The 13249-nt window shown below is 38.5% G+C and carries 13 protein-coding genes; 6 read left to right on the top strand and 7 right to left on the bottom strand.

Annotation, left to right across the window (positions count from 1 at the left end; genetic code table 11):
- Positions 1 to 250 precede the first annotated feature (250 nt).
- Positions 251 to 1513 carry an MFS transporter gene (locus tag MHB58_RS17775; protein ID WP_340735743.1) on the top strand — a complete coding sequence of 421 codons (1263 nt, stop codon included), beginning with the start codon at positions 251 to 253 and terminating at the stop codon, positions 1511 to 1513.
- A gap of 59 nt (positions 1514 to 1572) precedes the next feature.
- The gene (locus MHB58_RS17770) at positions 1573 to 1809 is read left to right on the top strand and encodes a hypothetical protein (RefSeq protein WP_008405626.1); all 237 of its coding nucleotides are present in this window, start codon (positions 1573 to 1575) and stop codon (positions 1807 to 1809) included.
- A 64-nt stretch (positions 1810 to 1873) separates the two neighbouring features.
- On the opposite strand, the gene MHB58_RS17765 is transcribed toward MHB58_RS17770, so the two are convergent.
- The gene (locus MHB58_RS17765) at positions 1874 to 2104 is read right to left on the bottom strand and encodes a DUF1540 domain-containing protein (protein WP_008405628.1); all 231 of its coding nucleotides are present in this window, start codon (positions 2102 to 2104) and stop codon (positions 1874 to 1876) included.
- Positions 2105 to 2409: 305 nt separating this feature from the next.
- On the opposite strand from MHB58_RS17765, the gene MHB58_RS17760 reads away from it, so the two are divergent.
- On the top strand, positions 2410 to 3897 hold the full coding sequence (locus MHB58_RS17760) for a class I adenylate-forming enzyme family protein (protein ID WP_340735742.1): 1488 nt from the start codon (positions 2410 to 2412) through the stop codon (positions 3895 to 3897).
- A gap of 157 nt (positions 3898 to 4054) precedes the next feature.
- On the opposite strand, the gene MHB58_RS17755 is transcribed toward MHB58_RS17760, so the two are convergent.
- From MHB58_RS17755 to MHB58_RS17735, 5 genes are all read right to left on the bottom strand, one after another.
- Complete coding sequence (locus tag MHB58_RS17755) at positions 4055 to 4960, bottom strand: ABC transporter ATP-binding protein (RefSeq protein ID WP_008405631.1); 906 nt, start codon at positions 4958 to 4960, stop codon at positions 4055 to 4057.
- Positions 4953 to 6005: an ABC transporter ATP-binding protein gene (locus MHB58_RS17750; RefSeq protein WP_008405634.1), complete on the bottom strand. Its 1053-nt coding sequence runs from the start codon at positions 6003 to 6005 to the stop codon at positions 4953 to 4955. Before MHB58_RS17750 ends, MHB58_RS17755 begins: the two co-directional genes overlap by 8 nt.
- 15 nt (positions 6006 to 6020) lie before the next feature.
- Complete coding sequence (locus tag MHB58_RS17745; protein WP_008405637.1) at positions 6021 to 6956, bottom strand: ABC transporter permease; 936 nt, start codon at positions 6954 to 6956, stop codon at positions 6021 to 6023.
- The gene (locus MHB58_RS17740) at positions 6956 to 7885 is read right to left on the bottom strand and encodes an ABC transporter permease (protein ID WP_014822673.1); all 930 of its coding nucleotides are present in this window, start codon (positions 7883 to 7885) and stop codon (positions 6956 to 6958) included. Before MHB58_RS17740 ends, MHB58_RS17745 begins: the two co-directional genes overlap by 1 nt.
- A 131-nt stretch (positions 7886 to 8016) precedes the next feature.
- The gene (locus MHB58_RS17735) at positions 8017 to 9684 is read right to left on the bottom strand and encodes a peptide ABC transporter substrate-binding protein (protein ID WP_065217597.1); all 1668 of its coding nucleotides are present in this window, start codon (positions 9682 to 9684) and stop codon (positions 8017 to 8019) included.
- A 320-nt stretch (positions 9685 to 10004) separates the two neighbouring features.
- On the opposite strand from MHB58_RS17735, the gene MHB58_RS17730 reads away from it, so the two are divergent.
- Positions 10005 to 10502 (top strand): YehS family protein, encoded by a 498-nt coding sequence (locus tag MHB58_RS17730; RefSeq protein WP_008405641.1) that lies wholly within the window; start codon positions 10005 to 10007, stop codon positions 10500 to 10502.
- A 152-nt stretch (positions 10503 to 10654) separates the two neighbouring features.
- Positions 10655 to 11554 (top strand): radical SAM/SPASM domain-containing protein, encoded by a 900-nt coding sequence (locus tag MHB58_RS17725; RefSeq protein WP_008405643.1) that lies wholly within the window; start codon positions 10655 to 10657, stop codon positions 11552 to 11554.
- A 57-nt stretch (positions 11555 to 11611) separates the two neighbouring features.
- Here MHB58_RS17725 and MHB58_RS17720 read toward each other — a convergent pair whose 3' ends face one another.
- Positions 11612 to 12187, bottom strand: coding sequence for a metallophosphoesterase family protein (locus MHB58_RS17720; RefSeq protein WP_065217596.1), 576 nt, complete (start codon positions 12185 to 12187; stop codon positions 11612 to 11614).
- 212 nt (positions 12188 to 12399) lie between these two features.
- Here MHB58_RS17720 and MHB58_RS17715 point away from each other — a divergent pair, with 212 nt between their 5' ends.
- On the top strand, positions 12400 to 13245 hold the full coding sequence (locus MHB58_RS17715; protein ID WP_340735741.1) for a MurR/RpiR family transcriptional regulator: 846 nt from the start codon (positions 12400 to 12402) through the stop codon (positions 13243 to 13245).
- Positions 13246 to 13249: the final 4 nt, after the last annotated feature.

Below are 13249 nucleotides of genomic sequence, written 5' to 3'. Positions count from 1 at the left end.
CTAATCGAACAGTACTAACAGGCATTGGACCAATTTGAAGAATAGTTTCACTTCCTTCATTTATTTTTTCTTAAATAACAATATGCATCATACCCTGCATACTGTTATTTATATGTAGTGTATATAACTTTATGAAAGTGAAGGCTTGAAAAGATAACATGCAAAGTTCTTTCATAAAATGGATGATGATAAGGAACTCGTAATTAAACAATTCAATGTGTAAAGAAAAACATTATGGGAGTCGTGATCATTGGAAAAACAGAACAGTAAGTACAGATGGGTAGTATTTGTTTCGGTATTGCTTACGTATTTGTTAATGGCTAGTCAGCGGACAGCGCCTGGATTGATTACTGATCAATTAATGAATGACTTTAATATCACGGCCACCACAATCGGATTAATTACAGGTGTTCAATTTTTTGTTTATACAAGTCTGCAAATTCCAATGGGGATTTTGGCGGATCGCTTTGGACCAAATTTTTTTCTTATTTTTGGTGCAGTCCTTGCCGGGGTGGGAACGGTTCTTTACAGTATAGGAACGCATGAATCGGTATTATTTCTTTCGCGAATTTTTACCGGAATAGGGGATGCGACCATTTGGGTTAATATGATGCTCATATTAGGACAGTGGTTTTATAAAAAGGAATTTGTCCGTTTAGTTGGTTTTGCCGGTATGACAGGCAGTTTAGGATTCTTGTTGGCGACTGTTCCATTTTCGGCATGGATTGGACTGCTTGGATGGAGAGGGGCATTTTTCTCATTGGGACTTCTTGTAAGCATATGCGGAATACTATTATATGTTGTCCTGATAAAACAAGCAAAAAAGGCTTTCCCGCAAATTACGCCTGTAGTAACTGAGCCTGTCCAACGCGAAAAAACAGCTGGCATCGTAAAAAGAGTCTTTTCCAGCCGTCAAGCATGGGCATTATTTTTATGCCATTTTGGGGTAGTGGGCGGCTATGTTGGATTTATCAGTTCGTGGGCGGTGCCGTACGGAATGGATCTTTACGAAATGAGCCGGTCACAGGCGAGTCAGTTAATTATGGTTGGGCTCGTTGGTGCAATTATTGGTGCGCCTTTTATGAGCTGGGTTGCCAGTATGTATGAATCGATTAAAAAACCTTATATAGCAGTGCAAACGATTGTTTTTGCAAGCTGGTTTACGTTTCTTTTATTTCAAGGATATCCGTCCCTGATCGGAGTTATTGTTCTTTTCTTCCTCATCGGCTTCGGATATGGAGCAAGTGCATTGACATTTGCTGCTGTACGGCAGTCATTCCCAATGAAAGAGTCTGGCATTGTATCGGGATTTGCCAATACAGGAGGCTTTTTAAGTGCCGTCCTATTGCCGATTTTTTTAGGTGCAATATTAGACTATGTTCAGGCAAGCTCGTTAAATTTACAAAATGGGTACTTTTACGGGTTTATTATTCCAGTTATTTTTTCTTCAGTCGGTTTAATTGGAATTATGTTATACAAAGAAGGATCTGTTACGGAAACAATGTCGACTTGAGCAAGTAATTACATAAACAATTGTTCATCGCACATCCTAGTAATTGAGGAGGTGGATGAATGAACGAGAAAAAATTCACAGAAGCAGGAACAGATGTTGATGAAGTAAAGAGATTGAATGCAGCGTCCGGTCTTTCTTATAATGACACGCTTGCTTTACTTGCCAAGGAACAGGAAGTAAAGACCACTGATGAAATGCCGCTTCGACCATTAACAGAAAATCTGGAAGTCGACAGCAGTACTTATAAAATCAGTGAGGTACCTGGTGGGCAATTAGGTGGCAATGGTCCGCATTAAATTTTTATGAAAAAGGAAGCTGTCTTGAAAGTGTATACTTTCTAGACAGCTTCTTCAAAATTAATTAGTGCTGCTTATCTTTTTTAGAAATAAACGTTTTGCAGCAAGTGTCGCTGGACGACTTCGCTTCTTTTTGTTTAGGGGCTTGCAAATCAAAATCAGAAGCAAACTCCGTCCGTTCTTTTTTGTTGGTTATACCTTCCATATCAATTTCTATTTTTTCTGCCCCACAAAAATTTCCCTTTGCATGGAAAAAACAATCTGATACAGTACATTTCACCTCTAAAGTTGGCATTAGCTTTCCTCCTCTTTGATTTAGCAATAATGAAGAAAAAGGCGCTTGATCTTGATTGCTTTCCTTTTAAAATCTTCATCATTAATTTGTCCACTCTGAATGTTTTTATGTTCAAATAAAATGGATGTATTAACTTTATTTGACAACTAGCTTATCCAAAATAAACGTATACCATTCGCGGAACCTAATAAATAATTCAATTTTCATTAGTTGATAAAAATAAAAAATGAAAATATTGCATTAGGCAGCTATAAATTGTTAAAATTTAGAATATTAAGATATTTATATACTAAGGGGGATGTTAAATGACGGTTTTACAGGCATTAGTTGACCAAGCTCTGGAGACACCGAATGCAACGGCTATTCAATTTGAAAATGAAGTATGGACATACGATGAACTTCTGGATAATTCCCGGAAAATTGCCGGTTATCTAATTGAAAAAGGTTTTCAAAAGAATGATATTGTAGCAGAGTTTGCCCTAAACTCCCATTTATTTATGGCTGTTTATTATGGTGTGCAGCTCGCAGGCTTAACCGTAATGCCTGTGAATACAAAACTTGCTCCTCCTGAAGTCGATTTTATATTTAAGCATTCAGAAGCAAAAGTGTTAATTTATGATGAAAAACTGCAAGAGACGATTGATCTCACGACACATAGTTTTCAGGAAATTCTTTCACTATCACAAATCAAAAACATTTTAAATGAACAAAGTAATTCTCCAACAATGCCGGAGTTAGAGCTCGAGGACACGTCAGTTGTTATGTATACATCCGGAACGACGGGAAAACCAAAAGGGGTTATGCTCAGTCACCGGAACATTTTAGAGACGGCGCAAATCTGGTCTGACTCAATGAATATGACAAGTGAGGACCGCATGTTTATTTGTACACCTTTATTCCATTGTGCAGGCAGTCATGTATTTGCAGTGCCGACAATTTATAAGGGGGGTGCAGTTCTTATTGAAGAGGCATTTTCACCAGACCAGACTTTGAAAAATTTAGTTGAAACAAAGGCATCTATTTTCTTTGGGGTACCGGCAATGTATACCATTTTATTAAATAAACCTGAGCTGCAGTCCTATGATTTTAGTGAACTGCGCCTGTTCTGCTATGGGGCTGCACCAATGCCGTATGAGCTTGTGAAGCGTCTAAAGGATACATTCCCTAATGTAAAAGTACAGAACTTATATGGGCAAACGGAAAATTCACCCGCAGCCAGCTCATTGCTGGATGATGCGGCACTGTTTAAAATCGGTTCAGTAGGCAAACCGTTAGCACGGACGGATATTCAGTTGCGCGATGCGAATGGTGAAATTGTGCCACTAGGGGAAGTCGGTGAAATTTGCGTGAGAGGTCCCCAAGTAATGAAGGGATATTTGCGCGCACCGGAAGAAACAGCCAAGTCGATTCAGGATGGGTGGCTGTATACAGGAGATTTAGGCCGTTTTGATGAGGAAGGCTATTTATATATTGTAGATCGCAAAAAGGATATGATCATTCGTGGAGGCGAAAATATTTACCCAATTGAAGTGGAAGAAGTACTGTACCAAATGCCTCAAATTCTGGAAGCCGCGGTCGTAGGGATCCCACATGAAGTTTACGGTGAAGTTCCTAAGGCGTTTGTTGTATTAAAGGAAGACAAACAACTAATGGAACAAGATGTACTGGATTATTGCATGACACAGCTTGCAAAATATAAAGTTCCATTTGAAGTTGACTTTATCGATCAACTGCCACGTAATGCTTCCGGTAAAGTACTGAAGCATACATTAAGACCAAAACAAACCATATAAACAAACGTAGTCTCGATTTTTGTCGAGGCTATTTTTCTTGAAAAATATAAGGGTCATTTTCCAATCCTTTGCAATGAAGGAGTGAGAAAATGGTAGAGAAATTGGACCACTATAATGGAAAAAGCCGAGTACTCAATTTGGATACTCGGCTCTCTATTTATAACCAGCTGGCAAGTTGCTGTTTTGTGGCAAATACGAAATGCCCGGGACGTGCTTCTAAAGTCTCCGCATTTTCTGGTGTTTCTTCATGCTTGTATGGTATACGAACACGTTTACGCTCATACTCAGGGTTTGGTTGAGGTACGGCAGAAAGTAAAGACTTTGTATAAGGATGAATCGGATTGTTGTAAATCTCGTCCGCATCACCTAACTCTAAAATTTTCCCGCGATACATAACAGCAATACGATCCGAGATATACTTCACCATCGATAAATCATGAGCGATGAATAAATATGTTAAACCGCGTTCTTTTTGTAGCTGCTTTAATAAGTTAACGACTTGAGCTTGAATAGATACGTCTAGAGCAGAAATTGGCTCATCCGCAATAATGAAGCTTGGATCCAAGCTTAATGCGCGGGCAATCCCAATACGTTGACGTTGACCGCCTGAAAATTCATGTGCATAACGGTTTGCATGCTCACGGTTTAAACCAACAGATTCTAACAGCTCTCCAATTTTTTCTTGACGCTCTTTTTTATTTTTGTGAAGGCCGTGGATATCATAGCCTTCCGCAATAATTTCACCAGCTGTCATCCGCGGGTTTAACGATGCGTAGGGATCTTGGAAAATCATTTGCATGTCGCGGTTGAATTGCATCGATTCCTTTCGTGAAGAATAAGAATTCACGTTTTTTTGGTTAAATAAAATTTCACCTTCTGTAATATCATACAGGCGAATAATTGAACGTCCTGTTGTTGATTTACCACAGCCTGATTCACCCACTAGTCCAAGTGTTTCGCCTTCATAAACGTCGAAGCTAATGCCGTCAACCGCTTTAATAGGCTCTTTAGCAGTACCGAAATATTGTTTTAATCCTTTTACTTCTAAAATCTTTTTACGCATTAGCTGTGCCTCCTCTTGCCATTTCGATCCGGCGAGCAACCGCCTCAGGAAGTGGAATTTTTGGAGCGTTCGGATGAAGTAACCAAGTTTTTGCATAATGAGTGTCAGAAACTTGGAACATCGGTGGCTCTTCCTCATAGTCGATTGCTAAAGCCAGCTCATTACGAGGGGCGAATGCACAGCCGATAGGTGGATTAATCAAGTTTGGCGGCGAACCAGGTATTGCACGTAATAACTCATCTGTAGAGTTGTTTAAGTCGGGCATTGAACCTAGCAGCCCCCAAGTATAAGGGTGCTTAGGATTGTAGAAAATGTCCTCTACTGTGCCATACTCAACAATTTGTCCGGCGTACATAACGGCAACACGGTCAGCCACGTTTGCTACGACCCCTAAATCATGAGTGATAAAAATAATCGAAGTATTCGAACTTCTTTGAATGTCCTTCATCAATTCTAAAATTTGCGCCTGAATCGTTACATCAAGTGCTGTTGTTGGTTCATCGGCAATTAGAAGCTTAGGATCTGCAGCAAGGGCAATTGCGATGACAACACGCTGACGCATCCCCCCCGAAAGCTCGTGTGGATAAGAAGCAAACCGTTTTTCGGGAAAAGGTATACCAACCTGATTTAATAATTCAATGGAACGCGTTTTCGCAGCCCCTTTACTGGAAACTTTTTTATGCTTTAATAAAACTTCCATGATTTGCTTGCCGATACGCATTGTTGGGTTTAGTGCAGTCATCGGATCTTGGAAAATCATTGCCACTTCATTGCCCCGAATAGATAACATATCTTTTTCAGAAAGAGGAATCAGATCACGACCGTTAAATTTTATTTCGCCATTGGCATAAATACCGGGTGGCTCAGGAATCAGCTTCATCAAAGCATTACTCGTAACACTTTTACCTGAGCCCGACTCACCTACGATAGCCAATGTTTCGCCTTCGTATAATTCAAAGTTTACGCCTCGTACAGCCTGGACAATACCGGCGTACGTTTTGAAGTGAATATGTAAATCATTAACTTCTAAAATTTTCTTCTTCATCTCATACACCCCTTTCTACTTACGTAATTTCGGATCTAAAGCATCGCGAAGACCATCTCCAACAGCGTTAAAAGCGAAAATCGTTAACGAAATGAAGAGGGCAGGGAACATTAATCGCCAAGGTGCAGATTGGATTGCCTTATTTCCTTCTGAAGCCATTGTGCCCCAACTTGCAAGCGGCTGCTGTACCCCTAAACCAATATAGCTTAAAAATGATTCTGTAAAGATTGCAGCTGGAATAGTTAATGTCATTGTTACTAAAATAGCGCCCATTGCATTTGGAATTAGGTGACGTTTAATTAAATGCCATGAACCAGCGCCTAATGTGCGAGAAGCTAAAACAAATTCACGACTCTTAATTGAAAGTACCTCAGCACGAACGATACGTGCCATGTTTACCCATCCCGTAAAGGATAGGGCGATAATCATAGGAATTAATCCTTTCTCCATAACGACTAGTAAAATGATAACAACTAATAAATAAGGAATCGCTGTTAACACATCAGCAATACGCATCATAATATTGTCAACACGTCCACCAAGCAATCCTGAAATACTTCCCCAGAGAACACCAATAATTAAATCAATCACAGCTGCGGCAAGACCGATGAATAACGAAATTCTTGCGCCAATCCAGACACGAACGAATAAGTCGCGTGCAAGGTCGTCTGTACCGAACCAGTGGGCAGCTGAAGGGGCTGTATTGTAAAGACCCGTATTTTCTTCATAACTCCAAGAGGAAAACATCGGTGCAAAGATAGCCATAATTGTAATAAACGATAAAATAACCAAGCCTATAATTGCTAGCTTGTTATGTGAAAACCGGTACATTACCTCTTGCCAAAATGAAATTTGCTTTTTGTTTAGAGAATCCGCATCACTTGGACGGGCGCCTACAATTTCAAAACGCTCCGGAGCGATTTGTTCATTAAATTTATTTTCTAAAGTCATTATTTTTTCGCTCCTTTCAATTTGATACGAGGGTCAATGTAGTGATACAAAATGTCTACAATTAATACCGCAAAGAGTAAAATAATTGAATAGAAAACAGTTACACCCATAATCGTCGTATAATCACGATTTGTAATAGATTGTACGAAGTGACGGCCAATACCCGGTATGGCAAAAATTTGTTCAATAATGAAACTTCCTGTCAGTACGCCTGCAGTTAAAGGTCCTAAATAGGTGATAACCGGCAACAACGCATTACGAAGCGAGTGTTTAAATACAATTGTCCATTTTCCGATTCCTTTAGCACGTGCAAGCTTTACATATTCACTGTTATTTTGTTCCAGCATACTGGATCGAGTTAGCTTCGCAATAAATCCAACATGTGTCAGGGCAATAGCGACTGCAGGTAAAACCGTGTAGCTAAAGCCTTTCCATCCAGTCACAGGGAACCACCCCAATTTTAGTGATAAATAGAGCTGTAATATCGCTGCAAGAATAAAGGAAGGGACAGAAATTCCTATAACAGCGATGACAGTCGACACATAGTCAGGAAATCGATTGTGATAAAGTGCAGAAATAACACCTAGTAAAATTCCAAAACCTACTGCTAAGAACATTGCCTCTAAACCTAGTACTAATGAAACAGGGAATCCTTCGGAAATCATGTCGTTTACTGAACGTCCTTTATATTTCATGGATTCTCCAAAATCAAATGTAAGGGATGAGATTAAATAATCTTTATATTGGATGTACCATGGATTATCAAGTCCGTATTTTGCATTAAGTTGCTGTTCGATTGCTGGTAATAACTCACGCTCGCTGGCAAATGGGCTACCTGGTGCAAGCTTCATTAAAAAGAACGTTGCCGATATGATGAAAAATAATGCTACCAAAATATAAATTAATCGCTTGAAAATGTAGTTAAGCACTAAACAGACCCCCTTTTTGTTAGAATGAAATGAATATTCTGAAATATATATAAAGGCTGCCCTAAATCACATGGATTCTGAGCAGCCTTTCATGTAAACATACACAATAAGTTGTGTTGATATGTTAAAAATTATTTGTTGATATCAACATTTTTAAGTGAAATATTACCTAATGCATCTGGCTCCATGCCTGTTACATAATCTTTTACGATGTAAGGGTTAGTATAGAAGTAGATTGGCGCAACTGGAACTTCTTCAGCCATAATTGCTTCTGCTTGTAACATAATCTGAGTACGTTTGTCTGGATCTGTTTCAGTAACTGATTGTTTTAATAAGTCAGAGTATTCAGCATTTTCCCAACCAGTATCGTTGTTTCCGTTTTCTGCAGAGTTATACATTTCCAGGAATGTATAAGCATCGTTGAAGTCAGCAATCCAACCTAAACGACCTACTTGATAATCTAAGCTAGAAAGTTTATCTAAATATACTTGCCATTCAGAGTTATCAAGTTTTACTTTAATACCTAATTCTTTTGTCCATCCTTGTTGAACGAATTGTGCAATTGCAGCATGAGCTTCAGAAGTATTGTGAGAAACTGTAATTTCTAATTCAGAAGGATCTGATAAACCAAGTTCTTCTAAACCTTTTGCTAAATACTCTTTAGCACCTTCGAAATCAGCATCTTTGAAATAACCTTCATCATCACCAAATCCATCTACTGAGTTTGGAACATATCCTAATGCAGGTTGTTGTTCCGCCTTCGTAATGTTGGCAATTAAGCTTGCACGGTCTATTGCTAAAGTTAAAGCTTTACGAATATTTACGTTACTTGTCACTTTGTCTGTCGTGTTGAATTTATACCAGTAAACACCAGAGTACTCTGCTACTTTAAGCGTGCCTTCTGATTTTAAGCGATCGATTGCATCAAGGGAGATCGAACCATAATTTGTTCCTAAGAAGTCAACTTCCCCAGCATCAAACATGTTCATTTGAGAAGCTTCAGATTCAACGATTGCTACGTTTACCGTATCAATTTTCACGTTCTCTTTATCCCAGTAATTTTCTGATTTAGTGAATACCAAGTTACCATTGTGAACCCACTCCGTTAAAGTGTAAGCACCATTTGATACGATTGTGTCTGCCTCAGTGTACCAGTTAGCATTTGCTTCCTGAGTAGCTTGGTGAATTGGTGAAAATGTTTTGAAAGCAGTTAATTCCAAGAAATATGGTGTTGGAACTTCTAATGTTACTTCTAAAGTTTTGTCATCCACAACTTTAATACCTAAATCATCGGCAGAGCCAGTACCTGAGTGGTAAGCTTCAGCGCCTTTGATTGGATATAAAATTGAAGCATATTCAGAAGCGTTTTCTGGCGTTAATGCCCATTTCCAAGCAAAAGCAAAGTCGTTTGCTGTTACAGGGTCGCCGTTAGACCATTTTGAATCACGTAATTTAAATGTATAAGTTAATAAGTCATCGGAAATTTCATAGCTCTCTGCGGCAGCTTCAACCGGAACGCCGTTTTCCATTGTCATTAAACCTTCGAAAATGTTGTTGATTGCTGTACTTGATGTAGTATCAGATGCTAAACCCGGGTGTAAAGACGGTGGTTCAGACATAAATACTAGGTTAAGCTCTTTTGGTTCTGATGAAGTGCTTGTAGACCCTTCATTATTTGTTTCAGTACCTGTAGAACCTTCCGATGTTTCATTGTCCTTACTGTCGTCCCCACCACATGCCGCAAGTACTACAGATAGTACAAGTGCCATGAAAAGTGTTAGAAACTTGTTCAATTTCATCTTAAAACCCCCATTTTGTGTAAAAACATGATATTTTTTGCAAATTAATGCAATATAACTATATCAAATCTTCAGATAATTATAAACCTATTTTTTTATAAATCACGTAAATTTTCTGTTTAGAGCATAAAATTACTATTTAGTGTTATTGATTTTGCGCGGGGTTTCTTGATTCGGAATATTGTGAATACTAGTTTTTGCTGAGTGGAAATGTATAAAAAAATACGCTAAAAGATATGGAACGTTTAAGAGATCGCGCTAACATTCCAAGTCCAACCTCTGATATAATATTTGCTAGCGAAAGAAGTATGGAGGTTATTATGGATAATAATGATATTCTCATCCGAACGCGTTATGCATTGGATTTGAAAAATAAAGAAATGATTGAAATTTTTAAGTTAGGTGGCGTTACAGTTTCCCCGGAGGATATGCCGAAAATTTTAACGAAGTCTTTGGAAAAAGATGAGGAAGCACCTGCTGATTATGACCAAATGAAAGTGAATCATAAAAATTTGGAAGCATTTTTCAATGGGTTGATTACGTATAAGCGTGGACCGATGCCGAAAAAAGAAGGGCAGCCAGCGCCTGTGCAGGAAAAGCCGGATCATGTTAACAACATGATGCTGAAAAAGCTGAAAGTTGCATGCCAGCTGACGACAGAAGAGATGCTGGATGTGCTTGATGACGGGGGTATTGCAGTATCAAAAGGCGAACTTGGCGCCATTATGCGTAAACCGGGTCACCGTAATTACAAAGAATGCGGCGACAACTTTGCCCGTAAATTCCTTAAAGGCCTATCCGTTCGCTACCGCGGATAAAAATACGAACTGCCTAGAATATCATTCATATTCTAGGCGGTTTTTTATTTGCATTGTGTATTAAGCCAAACAGACAGCTTCCTTTTTACATAAGAAATTTGTTACAATGAAAAGTATTGTTTAGGATCAAAAAAAGGAATGGTGAACGAGCGTTGAAAACTTTTAAGAAAGTGTATATCGAAATTACAAGTGTATGTAATTTAGCATGCAGCTTTTGTCCACCTACAGAGCGCGCAAAAGGATTAATAAAGGTAGAGCAATTTGCTCATATTTTAGATGAAATTAGCGGCTATACAAAATATATATACCTACATGTAAAAGGGGAGCCTTTATTGCATCCGCGCATTGGGCAATTACTTGATATTGCACATGAAAAGGGCTTTAAAGTCAATATTACGACAAACGGGACGTTAATTAAAAAGAACCGCGAAAAGCTTTTAGGCAAGCCTGCACTCAGACAAATAAATTTTTCGCTTCATAGTTTTGATGGACATGAAGGCTCTGAAAACCGCGAAAAGTACTTAAGTGATATTTTGGAATTTGTACGGGATGTACGAAAACATAATGTCATTATTTCTTACAGGCTATGGAATTTGCAGCGCAATAATGTTTCTGAACTTGCAAACCGTAGAAACCGCGAAACACTTGAAATTCTCGAAAAAGAGTATGAACTGGACTATGAAATTCAAGAGCGGGTAGAAATGGGCTCAGGAGTAAAAATTGCAAAAAACATCTATTTGAACCAGGATCATGAGTTCCGCTGGCCGAGTCTACTTGAAAAAGCGGATGAAGGAAAAGGGTTCTGTCATGCATTGCGTACACATGCAGCTATTTTAGTAGATGGTTCTGTTGTTCCTTGTTGTTTGGATGGCGAGGGTGTCATTAATCTAGGGAATGTCCACGATCAAAAGTTCGGCGAAATTATTACTACCGACCGTGCACAAAACTTAGTAGATGGTTTTTCTCGTCGTGAAGCAATTGAAGAACTTTGCAAAAAATGCGGTTTCCGCCAAAAGTTTGGCATGGATTCAGAACTGCCGGATGTTTTGTAATCGGCTATATAAATAGATTAAAAGGCTGTCCTGAATTTACTTCAGGGCAGCCTTTTCCTATTGCGCCTGCATAAAAGTGACCGTCATTTCCTCACTGTCATATAGGCACCATTCTTTATTATCTACGACAGGACCAACATTAATCTGGTATTGTTTTTTTCCAACTGCCAGAGGGATATCGTAAGGGACAGATTGTCGTAGCCCATCCTTATAGATGGCTGCTTCATGACTATGTCCAAAAAACAGCAATGGCGTTTGGATGTTAGGGAAGGTAGGATTGAATGTTTTATCCCACTCTATTTGGTGCCCGTGAATTAAAGTTGCATGTTCAATTACAAGCGCATTTTTATATTGGAGAAAACGATTATCGCCTGTTACAAGAGCAATCCGTTCTTCCTGGTTGCCGATGATAGAAGGGAATGTTAAGAGGCTCATAAACTTATCATCAATAATTGCCGCATCTTTTAGCTTTGCATGACGAACCATTTTCGCCTTTTTCTTGCCGATTTTACACTCGAATAAATCCCCTAAGCCAATAATCTCTGCATTTGGTGCTACTTGCTGTATATGGTTTAACACCTTTTTAGTATTTTTATAATGCGAATGTAAGTCACTTAAAATTGCATACTTCATTAAGAATCACCACCGTATAATTGAATTTCTACAATAGTATAGCAATAGTCAATTAATCGATAAAATAAAACATTTATTTCCTTTTATTTTCAGAAAATTTAAAATAAAATCTTGACGACTAGCAATATAGGTTTTATTATGGAGTTAAATTTCATATATTTTACATTAAAAAGGAAGTTTTACAACATTTTGTTTGAGAGTAGGTAATGAATTTGGAAAATAGTATTGAAAGAATACGTTCGGGGATGGAATTGCTGAAACCTGCAGAAAGAAATGTAGCTTTATATATTTTAAGTCACTTAGAGGATGTTATTCGCATGCCGATTGCAGTGCTGGCAGAAAAGGCTAAAACAAGTGAAGCAACAATAGTGAGAATGTGCAGGGCATTAAACTTTTCCGGATTCAAAGATTTAAAACTAAGTATTGCTACAGCACCTACTCTGGAAATTCAAAACAACCACAATTTTGAACTGGAAAAAGATTCGACCATATTGCAAATGATACAGACCATTGAAATACACAATATCGATGCAATCCAACGAACGCTAATGATTAATGGCGAAAGGGAATTGGAGAAAATTATTCACCAAATTAATAATGCAAGAAAGATTATCTTTATCGGCATCGGGGCCTCAGCAATCGTTGCGCAAGATTTTGAACATAAATTGAAACGGATTAATAAAAACTGTGAAACAATTTTCGATAGTCATGGGCAGCTGATTGCAGCAGCACATGCAACGAGCGAAGATGTTGTATTCGCGATCTCGTACTCAGGTGAAACGAAGGAAGTTATTAATGCACTTACCGTTGCAAAAGAGAATCAAGCAACGATTATTACCATGACACAAAACAAGCGAAATACAGTACAAAGCTTTGCAGATTCTGCTCTGTACGTCGTTTCTAACGAAGCAGATATTCGTAGCTCGGCAACCGCATCACGCATCGCCCAACTGACATTAATTGATATTTTATATACAGGAATCGCAACATTAAACTATGATAAATCGATTGTTGCGTTAAATCGCACACTCGAGGTAATTAAGGGTTTTTCTCGTTAATATT

Origin of the sequence: Solibacillus sp. FSL K6-1554, from assembly GCF_038005185.1 — a bacterium.
GTDB lineage: Bacteria > Bacillota > Bacilli > Bacillales_A > Planococcaceae > Solibacillus > Solibacillus silvestris.
Note: the sequence above shows the minus strand (reverse complement) of the source record. Positions and strands in the feature narration are given on the sequence as shown.